This is a genomic window from Acidovorax sp. DMC1, assembly GCF_056314325.1.
Genome location: NZ_JBQUYO010000008.1, coordinates 162,395 through 182,241, shown reverse-complemented (window position 1 = coordinate 182,241; position 19,847 = coordinate 162,395). Strand labels below are relative to the sequence as shown.

General features: G+C 67.5%; 16 protein-coding genes and 1 pseudogene. 12 read left to right on the top strand and 5 right to left on the bottom strand.

Features of this window, described 5'->3' with window-relative positions; genetic code table 11:
• Positions 1-215: 215 nt before the first annotated feature.
• On the top strand, positions 216-2,348 hold the full coding sequence (gene priA / locus ACT531_RS17115) for a replication restart helicase PriA (RefSeq protein ID WP_476018190.1): 2,133 nt from the start codon (positions 216-218) through the stop codon (positions 2,346-2,348).
• A 96-nt stretch (positions 2,349-2,444) separates the two neighbouring features.
• Here the strand turns inward: priA and ACT531_RS17110 are convergent, their stop codons facing one another.
• Positions 2,445-4,406: a gamma-glutamyltransferase family protein gene (locus ACT531_RS17110; RefSeq protein WP_476018189.1), complete on the bottom strand. Its 1,962-nt coding sequence runs from the start codon at positions 4,404-4,406 to the stop codon at positions 2,445-2,447.
• Between the two features lie 335 nt (positions 4,407-4,741).
• Between ACT531_RS17110 and ACT531_RS17105 the strand changes: the two genes are divergently transcribed.
• On the top strand, positions 4,742-5,023 hold the full coding sequence (locus ACT531_RS17105) for a cupin domain-containing protein (protein WP_476018188.1): 282 nt from the start codon (positions 4,742-4,744) through the stop codon (positions 5,021-5,023).
• A 35-nt stretch (positions 5,024-5,058) separates the two neighbouring features.
• On the opposite strand, the gene ACT531_RS17100 is transcribed toward ACT531_RS17105, so the two are convergent.
• A complete protein-coding gene (locus ACT531_RS17100; RefSeq protein WP_476018187.1) occupies positions 5,059-6,012 on the bottom strand; it encodes an AEC family transporter in 954 nt (317 codons plus the stop codon).
• Positions 6,013-6,122: 110 nt separating this feature from the next.
• Positions 6,123-7,412, bottom strand: coding sequence for an ABC transporter substrate-binding protein (locus ACT531_RS17095; protein ID WP_309828617.1), 1,290 nt, complete (start codon positions 7,410-7,412; stop codon positions 6,123-6,125).
• A 314-nt stretch (positions 7,413-7,726) separates the two neighbouring features.
• On the opposite strand from ACT531_RS17095, the gene ACT531_RS17090 reads away from it, so the two are divergent.
• From ACT531_RS17090 to ACT531_RS17075, 4 genes are all read left to right on the top strand, one after another.
• Positions 7,727-9,826: an ATP-dependent helicase gene (locus ACT531_RS17090; RefSeq protein WP_015015965.1), complete on the top strand. Its 2,100-nt coding sequence runs from the start codon at positions 7,727-7,729 to the stop codon at positions 9,824-9,826.
• 180 nt (positions 9,827-10,006) lie between these two features.
• Entirely contained in the window at positions 10,007-10,360 is a 354-nt protein-coding gene (locus tag ACT531_RS17085; RefSeq protein ID WP_238990895.1) for a hypothetical protein, read from the top strand.
• On the top strand, positions 10,357-11,583 hold the full coding sequence (locus ACT531_RS17080) for a phospholipase A (protein ID WP_291444195.1): 1,227 nt from the start codon (positions 10,357-10,359) through the stop codon (positions 11,581-11,583). Before ACT531_RS17085 ends, ACT531_RS17080 begins: the two co-directional genes overlap by 4 nt.
• A gap of 385 nt (positions 11,584-11,968) precedes the next feature.
• The gene (locus ACT531_RS17075) at positions 11,969-12,358 is read left to right on the top strand and encodes a hypothetical protein (protein WP_008903515.1); all 390 of its coding nucleotides are present in this window, start codon (positions 11,969-11,971) and stop codon (positions 12,356-12,358) included.
• An 84-nt stretch (positions 12,359-12,442) separates the two neighbouring features.
• Here ACT531_RS17075 and ACT531_RS17070 read toward each other — a convergent pair whose 3' ends face one another.
• Entirely contained in the window at positions 12,443-12,922 is a 480-nt protein-coding gene (locus ACT531_RS17070) for a universal stress protein (protein WP_476018186.1), read from the bottom strand.
• A gap of 123 nt (positions 12,923-13,045) precedes the next feature.
• Here ACT531_RS17070 and tgt point away from each other — a divergent pair, with 123 nt between their 5' ends.
• Positions 13,046-14,218: a tRNA guanosine(34) transglycosylase Tgt gene (gene tgt / locus ACT531_RS17065; RefSeq protein WP_476018185.1), complete on the top strand. Its 1,173-nt coding sequence runs from the start codon at positions 13,046-13,048 to the stop codon at positions 14,216-14,218.
• Between the two features lie 77 nt (positions 14,219-14,295).
• Positions 14,296-15,096 carry a YiiX/YebB-like N1pC/P60 family cysteine hydrolase gene (locus tag ACT531_RS17060; RefSeq protein ID WP_476018184.1) on the top strand — a complete coding sequence of 267 codons (801 nt, stop codon included), beginning with the start codon at positions 14,296-14,298 and terminating at the stop codon, positions 15,094-15,096.
• A gap of 9 nt (positions 15,097-15,105) precedes the next feature.
• Here the strand turns inward: ACT531_RS17060 and ACT531_RS17055 are convergent, their stop codons facing one another.
• Positions 15,106-15,573, bottom strand: a complete 468-nt coding sequence (locus tag ACT531_RS17055) for a hypothetical protein (RefSeq protein WP_296338873.1) — start codon at positions 15,571-15,573, stop codon at positions 15,106-15,108.
• Between the two features lie 522 nt (positions 15,574-16,095).
• On the opposite strand from ACT531_RS17055, the gene ACT531_RS17050 reads away from it, so the two are divergent.
• From ACT531_RS17050 to ACT531_RS17035, 4 genes and pseudogenes are all read left to right on the top strand, one after another.
• Complete coding sequence (locus ACT531_RS17050; RefSeq protein ID WP_476018183.1) at positions 16,096-16,494, top strand: hypothetical protein; 399 nt, start codon at positions 16,096-16,098, stop codon at positions 16,492-16,494.
• A gap of 139 nt (positions 16,495-16,633) precedes the next feature.
• A pseudogene (locus tag ACT531_RS17045) lies at positions 16,634-17,775 on the top strand (GGDEF domain-containing protein).
• A gap of 27 nt (positions 17,776-17,802) precedes the next feature.
• Positions 17,803-18,372, top strand: a complete 570-nt coding sequence (locus ACT531_RS17040; protein WP_121941150.1) for a PAS and helix-turn-helix domain-containing protein — start codon at positions 17,803-17,805, stop codon at positions 18,370-18,372.
• Positions 18,373-18,491: 119 nt separating this feature from the next.
• Entirely contained in the window at positions 18,492-19,847 is a 1,356-nt protein-coding gene (locus ACT531_RS17035; RefSeq protein WP_476018182.1) for a GGDEF domain-containing protein, read from the top strand.

Below are 19,847 nucleotides of genomic sequence, written 5' to 3'. Positions count from 1 at the left end.
AAGGATTTTTTTGGAGTGCCGCATTTCCGGGCAATCTGTTCGCAGCCAGTATTCATGCGGCTTGGGCGGGGGTCCAGGCGGGATGTCAACAAAGTTATCCACAGAAATCCGGGATTACTCACACACCCTCGGCAAATCAAGCACTTAGCCGCCAAAGCTCCAGATCACATCCACAACGCGCACTAAGCTCGCCAGCCACCCCATAGCCCGTGTCTATGCCCACCCACATCGTCCACGTTGCCCTGCAAACGCCCTCGCACAGCGGGGTCGGCGACTTGCTGAGCTACGCCAGTGAGCGCCCGCTCTCACCCGGAACGCTGGTGCGTGTGCCCCTGGGCACGCGCGAGGTGCTGGGCGTGGTGTGGGATGCCGACGAGGCCCCTGGCGAGCTGCCCGATGGCGCCACCCTGCGCCCCATTGCCGGCGTGCTGGAGGGTGTGGCGCCCCTGGATGCGCCGTGGCGCCGACTAGTGGGGTTTGCGGCGCGCTACTACCAGCGCGCCTTGGGCGAGGTGGCGCTGGCCGCCCTGCCCCCCCAGCTGCGCGACCTGCGCCCCGAGCAGTTGGCGCGGCGGCTGCGGCGCCCGGCCAAGGGCGCTGGAGACGCCTCAGGCACTATTGAAAACATAGCACTCACCGCAGAGCAGGAAAGCGCTAGGGCCCGAATTTCTGCAGAAAAAGGACCCTTCCTGCTGTTTGGCAGCACGGGCAGCGGCAAGACCGAGGTGTACCTGCGCTGCGTGCAGGAGATGCTGGAGGCCGACCCCACCGCCCAGGCGCTGGTGATGGTGCCCGAGATCAACCTCACGCCCCAGCTGGAGGAGCGGTTTGCAGGCCGCTTTGCGCCGCGCTTCGGCCCCGGCGCCGTGGTGTCGCTGCACAGCGGCATGACCAACCCGCAACGCCTGGCCAGCTGGCTGGCCGCCCATGGCGGCAGCGCACGCATCGTGCTGGGCACGCGCATGGCGGTGTTCGCCAGCCTGCCGGGATTGAAACTCATCGTGGTCGATGAAGAGCACGACCCCAGCTACAAGCAGCAAGAAGGCGCGCGCTACTCGGCCCGCGACCTGGCCATCTGGCGCGGACGCGAGCAGGGCGCGAAGGTGATCCTGGGCTCGGCCACCCCGTCGCTGGAAAGCTGGCACGCCAGCCGCCCGCCCACGGCCGAGGACCCCGAGGGCGGCCGCTACGTGCGCCTGCACATGCCCAGCCGCATCGGCGCCGGAGCCCTGGCCCGTGTGCGCCGGGTGGACATGAACCAGCAGCCCCGCCGCACCGTGTTCAGCGCGCCGCTGCTGCAGGCCATCACCGAACGCGTGGCGCGCGGCGAGCAGAGCATGATCCTGCTGAACCGCCGGGGCTACGCGCCCGTGCTGCACTGCGTGGACTGCGGCTGGAAGAGCGACTGCCCGCACTGCAGCGCGCACCAGGTGTTCCACAAGACCGACCGCACCCTGCGTTGCCACCACTGCGGCTACACCGTGCGCGTGCCGTTTCACTGCCCGACCTGCGGCAGCCCCGACATCCACCCCATGGGCAAGGGCACCGAGCAGCTGGAGGAGCAGCTGGGCACGCTGCTGCGGGAGGTGCTGCGGCCCGACCGCACGCCCGCCCGCATCGCCCGCATCGACGCTGACACCACCAAAGCCAAAGGCGCGCTGGAGGCGCAACTGGCGCAGGTGCATTCGGGCGAGGTGGATGTGCTGGTGGGCACCCAGATGATTGCCAAGGGGCACGACTTTCGGCGCATCACGCTGGTGGCCGCCGTGCAGCCCGATGGCGCACTCTTCAGCAGCGACTTCCGCGCCGCCGAGCGGCTGTTTGCCCTGCTGATGCAGGCTGCAGGCCGCGCCGGGCGCGACGCTGCCTACATGGCCGCCCAAGCGGTGCACGGCACGCAGCCCGAGATGTGGGTGCAGAGCTTTCACCCCCAGCATGCGGTGTTCGAGGCGCTGCGCAAGCACGACTACGAAGCCTTTGCCGCCCAGCAGCTCAAGGAGCGCGAAGAGGCGGCCATGCCGCCGTTCTCGTACCAGGCGCTGGTGCGGGCCGATGCGCGCACGCAGGAGGTGGCGCAGGGCTTTCTGACCGCGGCCACCGCCGCCGCCCACGCCGCGCAGTTGCCCGGTTTGCCCGACGGCACGGTGATCCTGTTCCCGCCAGTGCCGCTCACGATCCAGCGCGTTGCCAATGTGGAGCGCGCCCAGATGCTGATGGAGAGCAGCAGCCGCGCCACCCTGCAGCGCTTTCTGGCCGCATGGCAGCCGATATTGCAAGCCACGCGCAGCCAGCCGGAGCACAAGGGGTTGATCCGCTGGCTGGTGGACGTGGACCCACTAGCCATCTAAGTCCGCCCGGCAGGCCCACACAGCGGCCTCAATACAAAGCAACGGGGGCTGCGCTTTTCAACGCAGCCCCCGTCTCGTCAGAGCGTGGTTCGCCGGTTACAGCGCGCCGTCACCCAGCACGATGCCTTCACGGCGGGGGTCCACCCCGCCTTCCAGCCGGGTCTGGCCGTTGCGGTTGACCCGCATGATGGTGGACACGCCGCTCGACTGCGCGGCGTTGTTCACCGTGTGGCCCTTGGCCTTGAGGCCGTCGATCAGCCCGGTGAGGTCCAGCGCCGTGTTGGCGCCGTCCACGTTGGTGGTGGGGCTGTTGGTGGCGCCAAAGTTCACCAGCGACGTGGCTTGCTGGGCATCGAGGTTCCAGTCCACCGCGCCGACCACGGTCTTGAGCACGTACTGGATGATGGTGCCGCCGCCGGGCGAGCCCGTGGCCATCACGAAATCACCCGGCTCCGTGCCCTTGAACACCAGCGTGGGCGCCATGGTGCTGCGGGGGCGCTTGCCGGGCGCCACGCGGTTGGCAATGGGCACACCGGCGCCGTCAGCCGGCTGGGCCGAGAAGTCGGTGAGCTGGTTGGTCAGCAGGAAGCCGCCCACCATGTGGAACGAGCCCATGCTGGACTCGACCGTGGAGGTCATCGACACCACGTTGCCGTAGGCGTCCACGATGGAGAAGTGCGTCGTGCCGCGCTCCACCGTCTTGTCCACGCCCAGAGGCACATCGCCCAGCGCCCCTGCCGACGCCGTTCCCAGCGACTTGCCGTCCGGCTGGATCAGTGCCGCGCGCTGCTTGAGGTAGGCCTTGTCCAGCATGGTGGACACGCCCTTGCCGGGCAGCGGGATGAAGTCGGTGTCGGCCACGTACTTGTCGCGGTCGGCATAAGCCAGGCGCTCTGCCTCGGACACCAGGTGCACGCCCATCACGCTCGGTACGCCGCCTTCGTTGGTCGGGTTGGTGGGGCCGTATTTGGAAAGGTCGAAGTTCTCCAGAATGCCCAGCGCCTGCGCAATGGCGATACCGCCCGACGACGGGGGCGACATGGTGCAGACGTAGTAGCTTGCGCGGTAGGTGGTGCACACCGGTTCGCGCTTCTTGGCCTGGTAGTTCTTGAGGTCGTTCACCGTCATCAGGCTGGGGGTGATGGGCGTCTTGGCCGCATCGTCACCCACCGACTGGGCCGCCTTGGCCACGATCGCTTCGGCCAGAGGGCCGGAGTACAGGGCGTTGGCGCCGCCGCTGGCCAGCGTGCGCAGCGTCTGTGCATACGGCAGGTTGGTCGTCACGGTGCCGGTGGCCTTGGGTGTGCCGTCGGCATTGAAGAAGGCGGCGACCGCATTCGCGTCCAGCGCCAGGCTGGCGGCGTTGCCCTTGATGGCGTCGCCCATGCGGCCCGGAATGCGGTAGCCGTTGGTGGCCAGCTGGATGCCTTCGTCGAACAGCTTGTCCCAACCCAGCTTGCCGTGTTCCTTGTGGGCCATGTCCAGCATGCGCATCACGCCGGGCACGCCAATGGAGCGGCCGCTGCGCCGGGCGCTGGGCACGGGCGCGGGGGACGAGGCATCGCCCTGGTCCTGGCGCACCAGGTAGTAGCCATTGGCGGCAGCAGGGGCGGTCTCGCGGCCGTCGTACGCCACGACCTTTTTGGTGTTGGCGTCGTAATACATCATGAAGGCGCTGCCCGCCAGAGTGCTGGACTGCGGCTCCACCAGGCCCAGCACGGCCTGCACGGCCACGGCAGCGTCCACCGCCGTGCCGCCGGCCTTGAGCACGTCACAGCCGGCCTTGGTGGCCAGCGGGGTGTTGGCCACCACCATGTATTTGCTCGATTGCTTGGCCTTGTAGCCCAGGCGGTAGCCCGATGCCGCCTCGGGCGCGGCCGGGTCGCCCGTCACGCCAGAGCCCACCACCACGGCCGATCCGGAGCTGGACACCACCGAGCAGCTCTGGGCATTGTTGTCCACGGCCAGGTCGTTGTCCGAGCCGCTGCCGCAACCCGACAGCACCAGCGCAACGGCCACGGGCGTGAGTGCCCACAGCGCGATATTCCTCTTCCTCATAGTGAATCTCCTGTTGTTGTCCGTTCGTGGGCATAGATTGACCACGTGGCATCGTCGGCGCAAAAAGCATGCCGTGTCGAATGTTTTTTCGTATCGTTTTCTCAAGGTAGCCATCTCAGGAAGGCAACGACAGGCAAGCCAAGGCGGCGGCATCGCAGCGGCACGGCCACATTGCCTGGGCGACGCCCACGCGCGATGCCGCATGAAAATGGAAGCAAATCCGGCGGTAGCGCTAGTGCATCATGCGCTGGTAGCTATCATTTTTGAGAGTCCGAGCCCCCACCCTGGCTTTGAGCCCGCACCTACACTGCCCCCGTACCGAAGCAGGAGACCCCATGACCCCCGAACAATTTGCAGACGAACTGGCCCGCGAGGGCTTCGAGCCCGCCGTCACCGTGACCCTCGAGGCCGGCGGCATGCTGGGCGACCACACGCACCCGTTCGAGGCCAAGGCGCTGATCCTGTCGGGCGATATCCGCATCGCCACGGCTATGTCAGAACGGGTGTACCAGGCGGGCGATGTCTTTCACCTGGCGGCCGAAGAGCCGCACTCGGAGTTCTACGGAATGCTGGGCGTGCAGTACCTGGTAGGGCGCAAGACGCCTGCAGCGGCCTGAGGCCTGAGCCCACCGCACCGCAGCGGCCTGGCGGCTCAGGTCAGCAGCGCAACGGCGGCAGAGAAGCTCAGAAACGCCAGCGCGGTGGACACTAGGATGATGCGCGCCACCCGCCCGTTGTTGGCGCCAAACTTCTCGGCCAGCAGCGACACGTTGCTGGCGCTGGGCAAGGCGGCCAGCAGCACCATCACCGTGAGCGCAAACGGCGTGAGCGGCACCCCCAGCGCCATGGCCGCCATGCCCACGCCCCACACCAGCAGCGGGTGCACCAGCAGCTTGGCCAGCGCCACCGGCACGTAGTCCCGTGCAGGGACCTGCTCGTACTGGTTCATCTGCGAGCGGGCCAGCACCGCGCCGATGGTGAACAGCGCGACGGGAGAGGCCGCGTCGGCCAGCATGGCAATGGTCTTGTCCACCGGGCCGGGCAGCTTGAATTGCAGCGCCGACGCCAGCGCCCCCAGCGCAATCGACCAGGGCATGGGGTTGGTGGCCATGCCCCTGAAAGCGTTCTTCAGCGCCACGCCCACGCCGTGGGTGCCCGCACCATCCAGGCGCGAGAGCGCGATGCACAGCGAGCTGGTGATGACCATGTCCACCACGATGGTGACGATGGCCGGGCCTGCGCTCTGCGCGCCCAGGAGGGCCACCAGCAGCGGCACGCCCATGAAGCCGGTGTTGGGGAAGGCCGCAACGAGCGCCCCAAAGGCGGCATCGTTCCAGCCGATGCGCGCGTTGCGCGTGAGCGCCACCGTGGCCCCCACCATCACGAGCGCACACAGCACATACACGCCTGCCACGGCCGGGTCCAGCAGTTGGTGGATGGGCGTGCTGGCGCCAAAGCGGTACAGCATGCAGGGCAGCGCAAAGTACAGCACGAAGGCGTTGAGCCCCGGGATGGCCGGCTGCGGCAGCACGCCGCGCCGTGCGGCAAGGTAGCCGCAGAGCACAAGCGCAAAGAAGGGGAAGGTGATGAGCAGGACGGACAGCACGGCCCGATTGTCCTTGTTGCGCCTGCAGCCAGGGCCTGCAGCGCCCGAGGTGGTCAGCGCAAAGTCAGGTGGGTGGGCTCGCGGGTGGCGAGCGCAGGCACCCGCTTTTGTTATTGCTTGCGCTGGATGATGAGGTTGCGCTTGGCATCCTCGGGGTAGGCAAAGGTGATGGCACCGTTCTTGACCATGCCCATGACCAGCATGTTGCGCGTGATCGCGTCCTTGTCCTGCGCGCTGAAGGGCTTGTCGTAGGTGGTGACCACGCCGTAGTAGGTCTTCATCTTGCCCTCCAGCGACTCCTTGATGGCCTTGCCGTTCAGGTTGCCGTCGCGGATGCCGAGGAACGAATACATCAGCAGATAGGTGGCGTCGTAAGCGTTGGCCGCCGCCATGGGCACGGCCACCTTGCCTTGGTACTTGCGGGTGTAGCTCGACAGGAACGATGCCCGGCGCTCGTTGCTGGGCTCGGCGATGAAGGTCTGCACCATGAGCGCGCCCTCGGCCGCGTCCTTGGCGCCTTCGAGGAAAAACGGGAAGGACAGTGGCCACGGCCCCACCTGCGGCACCTTCCAGCCGAGCGCCTTCTTGCCGTTGGCAATGGTGGCGTTCTCCGGCCCCACGGTGTAGCTGTAGACCACGTTGGCACCCGCGTTGCGCGCTGCAGTCAGCTCGGCCGTCAGGTCCTTCACCCCCAGGTCAAAGCGCGCCACATGCACGGGTTTGAGGTTCTTGGCCGCCAGCGCAGCCACCACGTCGTTGTAGCCGCCTTCGCCATAGCCGGTCTTGTCGGCAAAGATGGCGACCTTGTCCCAGCCGCGTTTGACGATGTCGTCCACCAGGAAGGGCGCCTGGATCGCGTCGCGCGCCTGCACGCGGAAGATGTAGCTGTCGGGCGCAGGGTATTTGGCCGTGACGGCCGTGCCCGTGGCGCAGGGCACGATGAGCGGGCTTTTGGCGTCCTGGAACAGGTCGATGGCCTTGAGCGCCACGCCGGTGTTGCAAAAGCCAATGGTGGCGACTACCTTCTCGGCCAGCAGCTCCTGCGACACCTTGCGGCCCTGGTCGGGGTCGGCCCTGTCGTCCTTGATGACCAGCTCCAGGGGGCGGCCCAGGTAGCCGCCCACGGCATTGATCTCGTCCACCGCCAGCTTGATGCCATTGAGCATGGGCACACCAAAGTCGGCCGACGGCCCGGTGAAAGGCCCCACCACGCCGATGCGCGCGGGGGCGTTGCCCCCCACCTGCGCATGCGCCGCCCGTGGCAGCAGCGCCGCGCTCGCCAGCACACCGGCAGCCGCCAGGGCGGCGCATGCGGTCCATAAAGGCAGGGGCAACCGACCGTGGACAGCGCGGGGCGTGGCGGCGGTCAAAGCGATGGGAGGCGGGGTCACAGGGTTCATGGCGGTGCTCGGTTCACAACACTCCTCTCCCGGTGGGGGAGGGACTCGCCAACCAGTATCAAATTGTGAAAACAAAGCCCCTAGCGGGGTTTCCCGGAGCACAGGGCCTGCCCCATGGGCTGCGGGGCGCTCCTGTCAGCCGACCGTCAGGCACCGGTCGCGCGTGGGCGACCAGGGCATGCCGGGGGGTACGCCGGTATCATTGCGCCCTTGCGCTGCACGTCCCTTCGGCGTGCACCCCACGCCCGTGGCACCCACCGCCCCGCGCCTGTCCAGTTCCCCCTTCGCCTCTTTCTGCAAGTTCCTTCTCCTCCATGTCTGCCGGTCTCAATCTCGCCCAGCTCCAGGCCGTTCACTACACCGACGGGGCCTGCCTCGTCCTGGCAGGGGCTGGCTCGGGCAAGACGCGGGTGATCACCATGAAGATCGCCCACATGATCGAAAAAGGCATGGACCCCAAGCGCATCGCGGCCATCACCTTCACGAACAAGGCGGCGTCTGAAATGCGCGAGCGCGCGGGCCACCTGATCGGCCGGCGTGCCAAGGATGTGCTGATCTGCACCTTCCACGCGCTGGGCGTGCGCATGGTGCGCGAAGACGGCCATGTGCTGGGCCTCAAGCCCCAGTTCAGCATCCTCGACGCTGACGACGTCACAGGCATCCTGAAGGAAGCCTCGGGCGGCACCACCGACATGGCCACGGCGCGCCAGTGGCAGTGGGTGATCAGCAAGTGGAAGAACATGGGCCTGACCTCCGAACAGGCCCTGGCCCAGGCGGCGGACGACAACGAACGCATCATCGCCACGCTGATGGCGCGCTATGAAGAGCGCCTGGCGGCCTACCAGAGCGTGGACTTTGACGACCTGATCGGCATGCCGCTGCGCCTGCTGCGCGACTTCCCCGAAGTGCGCGCCAAGTGGCAGGCGGCGCTGGGCCATGTGCTGGTGGACGAATACCAGGACACCAACGCCACGCAGTACGAGCTGCTCAAGCTGCTGGTGGGCGAAAAAGGGCACTTCACGGCCGTGGGCGACGATGACCAGTCCATCTACGGCTGGCGTGGCGCCACGCTGGACAACCTCAAGAAACTGCCGGTGGACTACCCCCACCTCAAGGTCATCAAGCTGGAGCAGAACTACCGCTCCACAAGCGCCATCCTGCGCGCCGCCAACAACGTGATCGGCCCCAACCCCAAGCTGTTCCCCAAAACGCTGTTCAGCGAGCTGGGCGAAGGCGAGCCGGTGCGCGTGGTCGATGCCGACAACGAGGAGCACGAAGCCGAGCGCGCCGTAGCCCGCATCCAGAGCCTGCGCGCCGCCAGCAACCCGCCGCCGGACTGGAAGAGCTTTGCCATCCTGTACCGCGCCAACCACCAGGCCAAGCCGTTTGAAAAGGCGCTGCGCAAGGCCAACATTCCGTACAAGGTCTCGGGCGGCACCAGCTTTTTTGACCGGGCGGAAATCAAGGACCTGTGCGCCTGGTTCCGTCTGTGGATCAACAACGACGACGACCCGGCGTTCCTGCGCGCCATCACCACACCCAAGCGCGGCATTGGCCACACCACGCTCGCGGCGCTGGGCGCGTTTGCCACGCAGCACAAGCAGAGCATGTTCGGTGCGCTGTTCAACGGCATGCTGCCGGCCGCCGTGCCCAAGCGCGCCATGGACGGCCTGCACGAGTTTGGCCGCTACATCAACTACCTGGAGTACAGCGCCCGCCGCACCGTCGGCGCCGAAGACGCCCGCGCCTTTCTGAACGAATGGCTCAAGGAAATCGGCTACGAGCAGCACCTGTACGACAACGAAGACAGCGAGAAGGTGGCCGCCGCCCGCTGGAGCAACGTGATGGAGTTCTGCGACTGGATGGCCCAGCGCGCGGGCGGGCAGATTGACGACACCGCAGGCGCCGTGGTGGCCAAGGAGACCAAGAGCTTGCTGGAAGTTTCGCAGACCATTGCGCTGCTCTCCACCATCAGCGAGCGCGAGCAGGAGCAGGACATGGTCACGCTTTCGACCCTGCACGCCAGCAAGGGGCTGGAGTGGCCGCATGTGGTGCTGGTGGGCGTGACCGAAGGCATGCTGCCCTTCAAGCTGGACGACGACGAAGGCCGCCAGCAGAAGGTGACCGACGACGTGCTGCAGCGCCTGCAGGAAGAGCGCCGCCTGATGTATGTGGGCATCACCCGCGCCCAGCGCACCTTGGCCGTGAGCTGGACCAAGCGCCGCAAGAAGGGCCGCGAAATGGTGGCCGCACAGCCCAGCCGCTTCATCGCCGAAATGGGCCTGGACAAGACCACCGCCCGCGAAGACCCGCGCGAAAAGCTCAAGGCCCTGCGCGCCGAGTTTGCAGCCAAGGCCCAGGCCACCACGGCGGCCAACGCCGCTGCGGCCGCCAACCCGGCGCCCACCGCCTGAGAGCGCACACGCACCATGGCAAAACACCCCAGCACGTATCCCCATCCATGCTCGGCCCTGCCTCGTGGCCGCAGCGCCTGGAGCATTGCTGCGCTTTTGATAGCTATCAGCGCTTGTCCTACAAGCGCCATCGGCCAAAAAGTCCCACAATCCGCGTCGGCATGCCCGACGGCGGCAGACATGGACCACCAACACCTGCAGGGCCAGTGGCGCGCCGAGCTGCAGGCCCCTGCGCCGGGGGACCAGCCCACCACGGCCACGCTGCAACTAGGCCCGCACCCCGAGCTGGCACAGAGCGTGCGTGGCACCGTGGTGCGCGGCGGCACCACGGCCCAGGTCAGTGGTGACGTCGATGGCGGCGACCTGACCCTGGAAGAATCGATCAACGGCACCAACATCAGCGCCACCTGGACAGGCCAGGTGGTCGATGGAAGTTGCGGCAAGGAAATACGCGGAACATGGAACAACGCCCACCCCACCCCCACCACGCCGTCGGCACCGTTTGTGCTGCGCAAACAGGCGGCCTGGCAATGAGCGCCGTAACGCGCGTGCCCGCTGCGCCCCATCGGCACCGCTCGCTGGCCCTGCTGCTGGCCGCCCTGGCCCCGGCCGGCGCGGCGCTGGCGCAATCAGCCCCAGCCACTAGCGCAGCGGCGGGGACCGAAGCCGCCCTGCGGCGCTGCACCGCCCTGTCCAGCGACAACCAGGCGCGCCTGGCCTGCTTTGATGCCTGGGCGGCCGAGCAGGCGCAGGCAGCTCCTGCGGGTGGGCAGGCGTGGCAAGCCCCAGCGGCATCAGCCAACGCCAGCGGCGCAACGTCTTCGTCGGCCGTGCCACCCCCGGTGGACGCCACGCTGCCCGCCACGCGCATCATCGACGTGGCGCGCACTGAAGGCTGCCGCGACCCGCAGTACAGCGACCTCTCCCGCTTCTGGGAGCTGGAGACGGGCACCGACTGCGGCACGTTCAGCTTCCGCGGCTACCGCCCGATCACGGTGTCGGTGGTGGCATCGAGCAGCGTGAACCGCCAGCCCACGTCGGATGCCGACGGCAACTCGGCCACCGACTCCACGCCGTACCGCCGCACTGAAAACCGCATCCAGCTGTCCGTGCGTACCAAGATCGCCCAGGGCATGCTGACCCAGGGCCACCCCACGCTCAAGGACTCGCTGTGGTTTGGCTACACGCAGCAGTCGTACTGGCAGCTGTTCACGCCGGAGATCTCGCGCCCCTTCCGCGCCACCGACCACGAGCCCGAGCTGATGTACGTGTACCCCACCACGGCGCAGCTGCCGTTTGGCTGGAAGTGGCGCTACAGCGGCATCGGCCTGGTGCACCAGTCCAACGGCCAGAGCAAACCCCTGTCGCGCAGCTGGAACCGCGCGTACCTGATGACCGGCATCGAGTTGGACAACCGCTTCAGCGTGAACGCCCGTATCTGGAAGCGCATCCCCGAAAGCGCGGGCAGCGACGACAACCCGGGCATCAGCGACTACATCGGCCGGGGCGAGCTGTCGCTGCTGTGGAACGTGAACAAGGACAACACCCTGGGCGCCACCGTGCGCCACACGCTGGCCAGCAGCGACCGGGGCTCGGTGCGCGTGGAGTGGCTGCAGGCCCTGGGTACCGGCCTGTTTGGCAGCAAGAGCAACCTGCGCCTGCACACCTCTCTGTTCAGCGGCTACGGCGACAGCATGATCGACTACAACCGCAAGCGCACTGTGTTCAGCGTGGGGTTGAGTCTGGTGGATTTTTAATCAGGTACATCCCCCTGAGGCGCTGAGCGCCTTCACCCCTTCTCTCGAACGGCTGCGCCGTTCGGGAAGGGGGACGCAGCCCTCGCGGCGGGGCGGCCCTTGCTTGGCTGCACTGGCTTAGGCAGCGCCAGTTGCGTACACCTCCTCCGGTAGAAATGCCGAGCGCAGCCGGGAGCCAGACGGGCCAAATGCCGCGCTCACAACTCGTTACGACATCCTCCTCAAGTTTCTCTGGATGGCGCCGACGTGCGGCCACAATGTCACGCGCACAGAAACCGGCGTGGCCCTCAGTGAGAGGCGTTCAAAAAGAGCCCCTTTCCCACCGTTTTACCTGCCATTGCCTGCAGCGTGCCCCTCGACAATGCCGACAAAGAGGAACACACCCATGGACATGCAATACCAGCTCAAGGCAGGCAGCTATTACCTGTATGACATGCGCGAGGCGCCCAGCGCCGTCACGGGTGAACGCCGCTTCAAGCTCAAGACCGACACCGTGGCCATTGCGTTCGACAAGCACACGGGCGAGGTGCACCAGCATGGCAGCCCCACGCGCATCCAGTCGTGGGCCAACAACACGCGCCGACGCCTGCGCGCGGCCGGGGCGCAGGATGTGGCCAATGACATCGTGGTTGTGTCAGGCCCGCTGCCGGTGGACGAACTCAACAAATGCCTGTGGGTGCGCGGCTATGTGCGCCGCATGTTCTCCCGCCTGGCCACGCTGCCCCACGGCAAGCTGCAGCGCCCGGCGGCCGAGCCATTCCGCAAGGCGGCCTGAGCCCGACGCCTTTTCATCCCGTTCCCCATCAGGGCCGCACACAGCGGCCCTGGTCGTTTTGGGGGGCCGAAACGCTTCAGGGCCTCAGACCTCGGCGTCCTCGGCCACGTCGCTGTCCACGCCCTCCAGCACCTCGGCGTGTTTGACGATGGTCACCGGCACGGGGCTGGCGTGCGCCACCTCGTGCGACACGGAACCCAGCAGCGCACTGGTGATGGCGCCCTGGCCCTTGGCGCCGATGATGACCATGTCGCAGCCTGAACGCTCGATCATGTCCACCAGGGTGTGCGCCACATCGCCCACCCCCACATCGGTTTCGTAAGCCACACCGGCGGCATCGAGCAGCGCGCGGGCCGGTGCCATCAGGTGCTCGCCCGCCTCCAGGCTGGCGGCGGCGATCAGGTCGGGGTCGCGCGTGGTGACCAGCTCGTACAGCGTGGCGGGCTCCTGCACATTGGCCAGCACCATGGTGGCCTGCAGGCCCTGGCGCACCAGGGTCAGCGCGTGGTGCACGCCGTCCAGGGAGAGTTCAGAGCCATCCACTGCGATGAGGATCTTGAGCATGGTGTTCTCCTTGAGTGAGTCAGTGCAGACCAGTGTAGCCACGCCATCGCCCAGCGCCAGCCTATGCCCTTGCGCCATGTCAGGCAGGGCTCTTTCAGCCTGTCTGGGACAATGCGGCCCATCATGCTGCAGTTCGAACTCCTCAAAACCGACCCCTCCAGCCACGCACGCCGTGGCCAGCTCACGCTCAATCATGGCGTGGTGCAGACCCCCATCTTCATGCCTGTGGGCACCTATGGCACCGTCAAGGGCGTGATGCCGCGCAGCCTTCACGACATGGGCGCACAGATCATCCTGGGCAACACCTTCCACCTGTGGATGCGCCCGGGGCTTGACGTGATGCAGAGCTTTGGCGGCCTGCACGGCTTTGAAAAGTGGGACAAGCCCATCCTCACCGACTCGGGTGGCTTCCAGGTCTGGAGCCTGGGCGCCATGCGCAAGATCACCGAAGAAGGCGTGACCTTTGCCAGCCCCGTCAACGGCGACAAGCTCTTCATGTCGCCCGAGGTGAGCATGCAGATCCAGACCACGCTCAACTCCGACATCGTGATGCAGCTCGACGAGTGCACGCCGTACGAAACCAAGGGCCACAAGACCACCGAGGCCGAGGCGCGCAAGAGCATGGAGATGAGCCTGCGCTGGGCCAAGCGCAGCCAGGACGAGTTCCACCGCCTGAACAACCCCAACGCGCTCTTCGGCATCGTGCAGGGCGGCATGTACAAGAACCTGCGGCAAGAGTCGCTCGATGCGCTGGTGGAGATGGACTTCCCCGGCTACGCCGTGGGCGGCGTGAGCGTGGGCGAGCCCAAGGACGAGATGCTGGACATCATGGCCCACACGCCCCACCGCCTGCCCGCGCACAAGCCGCGCTATCTGATGGGCGTGGGCACGCCCGAGGACCTGGTGCAGGGCGTGGCCGACGGCGTAGACATGTTCGACTGTGTGATGCCCACCCGCAACGCGCGCAACGGCACGATGTTCACGCGCTTTGGCGACCTGAAGATCCGCAACGCCCGCCACAAGGCCGACCACCAACCCATGGACACCAGCTGCACCTGCTACGCCTGCGCGGGCAGCTCGGGCGTATCGTGGAACGATGGCGGGCGCGAAGGCTTCAGTCGTGCTTACCTGCACCACCTGGACCGCTGCGGCGAGATGCTGGGCCCCATGCTCACCACCGTGCACAACCTGCACTACTACCTGAACCTGATGCGCGAGGTGCGCGAGTCGCTGGAAGCGGGCACCTTCGCCCAGTTCCGCGCGCAGTTCAAGGCCGACCGGGCGCGCGGCGTGTGAGCTGGCCTTCATCACCGCCGACCGGCCCCAGCATGGCACCACGCCCTCCCCTGGCAACACCGTCGCGTGGTCGCGGCTTGAGCCTCCGAAGCCGCGCCGCACTGTGCGCTGTCATTGCTGCGGTGGCGACGACCAGCGGCTGCGCGACGCGCATTGCCCAAGACGCTGACAACGGCCTGCCATCGCTGCAGTTGCAAAACAGCACGCTGCTCTCGCCCACCAATGGCGGCCAGTTGATCAGCAGCCAGGACCTGCGCGCCGGGGACATCATCCTGTCGGCCACCCGTGGCATCAACTCGCTGGGCATCCGGGCCATCACCCTGTCGCCCGTGAGCCATGCTGCGCTCTACCTGGGCGACGACCAGATCATCGAGGCGGTGGGATCGGGCGTGCGCACGGGCAGCACGACGCAATTCATGGCCGACGAGGCCACCATCGTTGCCTTTCGCCAGCCCGACCTGACGCCCGCGCAGGTTGCGGCGATGCGCAGCTTTGCGCAAGCGCAGGACGGCAAGAAGTACAACACCACCGGCATCGTGCTGCAGGCGCCGTTCACGCTGCAACGCAAGGTTTGCGAGCTGCCGCTCGTGCCAGGCGTCGTGCGCGACGCCTGCATTCGCGGCATCGCCGCCGTGCAGCTGGGTGCCGCGCGCAACGACCGGTTCTTCTGCTCCCAGCTGGTACTGGAGACCTACCGCGCAGCCCATCTGCCTCTCACCGACGCCTCCTCGCTGCTGATCAGCCCGGCCGACCTGCTGCACGTGCGCGAAGGCGATGTACCGTCGGTGCAGATCAAGCAGGCGCTGCAGTACGTGGGACACCTCAAGGGCGTCCACCTGGCGACCGATGTGGCAGCCACCGGGCAGCCCAGCCCATGAGGATGCGCGTCAGCTGCCTATGTGCATCGTGAACAGCGCGCCACTGGAGAGGCGGCACGAGCCGGTGCCCAGCGACAGCGAGTTCATCGAATACTGACAGCTTAGGTAGCCACCCCGCGTGCCGGCGCCATTGGCCAGGCCCTCGCGCGATGAGCCCGCCTTGCGTGTGGCCTCACCCACAAAGTTCTCGCCCTGGATGTTGGCCTGGAAGGTGCCGCGGCCATGCAGGTCATTGGTCACCACCGCATGCACCACACCCAGCGCACTGGCCTGTTCGTTGGCCGGGTACAGACGCACGGACAGCGTGACCGGCATGGGGGGCGCCACGGCAGCCGGAGCATGCACCACGACAGGTGCGGGCTGGATGGGCGCCACATAGCACCCACTGAGGGCCGCCGCTACAGCGAATACCAACACACCGGCCCCGGCACGGCGACCGAAGGGGGACAAAGAATCGAAAGAAGACAACAAGCCCATAAGGCTCCTTGTGACCCAAGCACATGCTTGTGCCCGGATGGTTCCGCCAGCGGGCGATGCAAACGCCAGATTTGTGCGCCGGTGGCGCGGCATAAGGCCTTGGGTATCGCGAGCGGATACTTTTTTACGCGCGCCTCTGTGCAAACGGGGTCTGGGCCGCTGGGCCAAAGCCAGTTGTGGCGCGCTACCCGACCTTGGCCACACAACTGCCTTGGAAGATGCGCAGGGAAAGCACCCGCGATACATCGGAGCGCAGCACCGAAGCCTGCGCAGCCCCCACCTGCGCCAACCTGCTACCCGCCAGCGGTATGCTGCGGGCACGCACGGGTACGTCGCCATGCACCCCTCTCACAATTACTACAATTTTGATAGCTGCCTGCGCTTGCATCGCATCTGCTTGAGGGCAAAATCATTCGAAATCTCTTTCGACAGCTGCTGCGCTGGCCTTGGCGCCTGCTCACGGGCCTGGGCAGCGGCCTGCTCGCCCTGCTGATCCTCTTCGAGGAATGGGGGTGGGAGCCATTGCAGCGCCTGCTGGCGCGCATCGGCCGCTGGCCGGGCCTGCGCTGGGTGGAGGGCTGGGTACGCGCCCTGCCACCCTGGGCGGCGGTGGCCCTGTTTGCGCTGCCCACTGCCATGCTGCTGCCCATCAAGCTGCTGGCGCTCTGGGCCATCGGGCGCGGGCATGTGGTGCTGGGCATGCTGGTGATCGTGCTGGCCAAGGTGGTGGGCACGGCGGTGGTGGCGCGGCTGTTCACCCTCACGCAACCTGCGCTGATGCAACTGCGCTGGTTTGCCTGGACCCATGCGCACTGGATGCAGCTCAAGCATGCCGTGCTGGAGCGGGCCCGCGCATCATGGGCCTGGCGCGTGGCGCGGGTGATCCAGCGGCAGTGGAAGAAGCGGTGGCGCCAGCGCTGAGGACCGCCCTCGGATTCCACCCTGCGCCGCGCTGACATCTAGCATCTGTCACCTGTCACCGCTTTCGGTCACCATACGGGGACTGGGCACTCCCGATCTGATCCGCCCCACTGCCACCACACCACTGCCACGCAGCGCCATGGGTTTACAGCTTGATCTCCCCACCGTCCTCTTGCTCTACAAGACCGCCCTGGTGGCCGGCGCGCTGAGCATCTTTCATGTCAGCCGGCATTCATGCCGCCCGCAAGGACTGCGGCCGCTGGCGGCGGCCTACCTGCTTTTGGCCGTCGGCGCCGAGCTGGCGGGCCAGGGCGAGTACAAAGTGCTGCCCCAGTGGCTGTGGACGCACACCAGCCTGCTGCTGGGCACGCTGGGCTATGTGCTGTTCTGGGCCAGTGTGCGGACCCTGAGCGGGCGCCGGCGGGTGCCCCTGCCGCTGCTGGTGGCAGTGCCGGGCGGCTGGCTGGCGCTGGGCATTGCCACGCAGTTTCCGCTCGACAACCTGCTGCGCGCGGGCGCCTTCCACCTGACGGCCGCGCTGGCGCTGGCGGCGGCCGCCCACGAGGTCTGGCGCGACCGCCACACCGAGCCCCTGCCCTCACGCGGGCTGCTGGCCGGGCTGTTGCTGACCAGCGCCGGTCTGTTTGCACTGCAGCTGTTTCTCATCGCCACGCACGCCACCAGCCCGGTCGGTTTTGCCCGGGCGTTCTACGCACAGATGTTCTGCCACTTTGGCGTTGCACTCATGGTGTCGTCCTTGTCCAACGAGCGGGCCGAGGTGCGGCTGCAAAAGGTGGCCCAGACCGACACGCTCACCGGCATCGGCAACCGCCGCTGGCTCATGTCCATGCTGCCGACGCAGCTGCCGGTGGGCAGCGCCATCGCCCAACTGGACCTGGACCATTTCAAGCACATCAACGACCGCTTTGGCCATGCAGCGGGCGACCGCGTGCTGCGCGCAGCGGCCGAGGCCCTGGGCGGCGAGTTGCGGGGGTCGGACCTGCTGGCCCGCTGGGGCGGTGAAGAGTTTCTGGTGTACCTGCCCGATGCCAGGCCGAGCACGCAGCCGCCGTGGCCAAGCGCCTGTGCCGCGCGGTGCAGAGCATCCGCCTCACCGAAGCCGGGGAGGACATCTCTGTGACCATGAGCATCGGCATGGTCTGCGTGACCTCTGGCGGCGGGAGCTGGGCCGAATGGCTGGCCGCGGCCGACCAGGCGCTGTACGACGCCAAACATGCAGGCCGCAACCGCGTGGTGGTGGCCGCTGGGCGCAAGACCTGAGCCCCACCTGCCGCACAATCCCGCCCCATGCCTGCCGCCCACCAAGCCCCGTTGAATGAAGCGCTGGAACTGGCGTTCAACCTCGCCCCCGTGGGCATGTGCGTCACGCGCGAGCGCCACATCGAGATCTGCAACGAAGCCTTTGCCCGCATGTTTGGTTATGAACAGGCCGAGCTGCTGGACCAGCCGCTGGCGCCGCTGTATCCGTCGCTGGACGAATTCACCCACACCGGCAACCTGGGCCTGCCCGCCATGATGGACACCGGCAGCTACAGCGACGAGCGCGTCATGCGCCGCCGCGACGGCACCCTGTTCTGGTGCCATGTGGTGGGCCGGGCGCTGGACCGCGCCCAACCGTTTGCGCGGGCAGTGTGGATGTTTGAAGACATCTCGCACCGCCGCGTGGTCAGCACGCCGCTCACGGTGCGCGAGCGCGAGGTGGCCCAGCACATCGTGACCGGCGCCACCAGCAAACAGATTGCCCGCCACCTGAACATCAGCCACCGCACGGTGGAGGCCCACCGGGGGCGGATCATGCGCAAGCTGGGCGCCACCAGCACCGGCGAATTGGTGGCCCTGCTACTGGGCATGCCCTGACACCGGGGGCCATACGCCCCCGCACACGCCCCTGCACGCCCCCCTCGCACGCATCCGCAGCCCACATGCCGCCCGCCCTGCCCCGCCTTTTTGCCCCTGCCCGGACCGTCCCCCCGCCCGTGGGCTGGGCAGGTCTCGCGCTGCTGATCTTTGCCGCCTGCCTGGTGGGCATCTTTGCGCGGCCCATCGGCTTTTTGTCGGCGTTCTGGCCTGCCAATGCACTGCTGCTGGGGCTGCTGGTGCGCTACCCGCATCTTGCGCGGCCGCCCGCCTGGGCGGCGGCCGCAGTGGGCTATGTGGCGGCCGACCTGGTCACCGGCAGTGCCTGGGGCATGGCCCTGTGGCTCAATGCCGCCAACCTGCTGGGCGCCACTGCCGGCTGGCTGGTGCTGCGGGGGCTGGACGAGCGCATCCTGCGGCTGCAGCGCACTGTGGCGGCGCTGTATCTGCTGCTGGCAGCCCTGGCGGCCAGCGCGGTGGGTGCGCTGGCAGGCTGCGGCGCGGCACCGGTGTATTTCGACTCCCCGTGGACGGACCTGCTGTCGCTGTGGTTCAGCACCGAGCTGATGAACTACATGCTCATCGTGCCCGTGGTGCTGGCCGCACCGCGCGCGGCAGATCCCCCCTCGCACACCCAGGACACCCCCCTGTTCTGGCGCGTCGCACCCGTCAGTTCGCTGGTGCTGGCCGAGGGCATCCGCACGCTCATCGGCGGGCCCGGCATGCTGGCTTTTGTCGTGCCGGGGCTGCTGTGGTGTGCGCTGAGCTACAGCGCCTTCACCTCCAGCCTGCTGTCGCTGGTGGTGTGCCTGTGGACCATGGCGGGTGTGGCCACGGGTGTGCTCAATTTCACGCCGGCCCATGCGGGCGATGTGTTCTCGCTGCGTGTGGGCGTCACGCTGCTGGCCTTGGGGCCCCTGGCCGTGGCCTGCGCCAGCGCGGCACGCGCCGAGGCCCTGCGCCGCCTGCACCATGCCGTGCGCCATGACGACCTGACAGGCGTGCTGGCACGCCGCGCACTGCTCAAACAAGGCGATCGCCTGCTGGAGCGCTACCAGCGCGAATCCACCGGGCTGGCGGTGATGATGGTGGACGTGGACCACTTCAAACAGGTGAACGACCAGCATGGACACGGCGCAGGCGACCGGCTGCTGGTCAGCATTGCGCAGACCATGGCGCGCGCACTGCGCGCCGACGACGTGCTGGGCCGCATGGGGGGCGAAGAGTTTGCCGCCGTGCTGCCCGGCGTGTCCCCCACCGAGGCCCAGGCCATTGCCGAACGGGTGCGCAGCGCCGTGGAACGGCAGGCGCTGGACGCGACGCTGGGCGGCCCCCAGCGGGCCACCGTCAGCATCGGCCTGGTGCACAGCGCCACACTGGGCGCAGAGGCCGATATGGACACCCTGCTGCTGGCCGCCGACACGGCGCTGTACCGCGCGAAGGCCGAGGGGCGCAACCGGGTGATGGTGGGCTAG

Bases quoted from the DNA above. Each gene is read 5' to 3' on its own strand.
- priA (WP_476018190.1), top strand. From the start codon at position 216: ATGCCCACCCACATCGTCCACGTTGCCCTGCAAACGCCCTCGCACAGC.
- ACT531_RS17110 (WP_476018189.1), bottom strand. From the start codon at position 4,406: ATGAGGAAGAGGAATATCGCGCTGTGGGCACTCACGCCCGTGGCCGTT.
- ACT531_RS17105 (WP_476018188.1), top strand. From the start codon at position 4,742: ATGACCCCCGAACAATTTGCAGACGAACTGGCCCGCGAGGGCTTCGAG.
- ACT531_RS17095 (WP_309828617.1), bottom strand. From the start codon at position 7,412: ATGAACCCTGTGACCCCGCCTCCCATCGCTTTGACCGCCGCCACGCCC.
- ACT531_RS17090 (WP_015015965.1), top strand. From the start codon at position 7,727: ATGTCTGCCGGTCTCAATCTCGCCCAGCTCCAGGCCGTTCACTACACC.
- ACT531_RS17085 (WP_238990895.1), top strand. From the start codon at position 10,007: ATGGACCACCAACACCTGCAGGGCCAGTGGCGCGCCGAGCTGCAGGCC.
- ACT531_RS17080 (WP_291444195.1), top strand. From the start codon at position 10,357: ATGAGCGCCGTAACGCGCGTGCCCGCTGCGCCCCATCGGCACCGCTCG.
- ACT531_RS17075 (WP_008903515.1), top strand. From the start codon at position 11,969: ATGGACATGCAATACCAGCTCAAGGCAGGCAGCTATTACCTGTATGAC.
- ACT531_RS17070 (WP_476018186.1), bottom strand. From the start codon at position 12,922: ATGCTCAAGATCCTCATCGCAGTGGATGGCTCTGAACTCTCCCTGGAC.
- tgt (WP_476018185.1), top strand. From the start codon at position 13,046: ATGCTGCAGTTCGAACTCCTCAAAACCGACCCCTCCAGCCACGCACGC.
- ACT531_RS17055 (WP_296338873.1), bottom strand. From the start codon at position 15,573: ATGGGCTTGTTGTCTTCTTTCGATTCTTTGTCCCCCTTCGGTCGCCGT.
- ACT531_RS17040 (WP_121941150.1), top strand. From the start codon at position 17,803: ATGCCTGCCGCCCACCAAGCCCCGTTGAATGAAGCGCTGGAACTGGCG.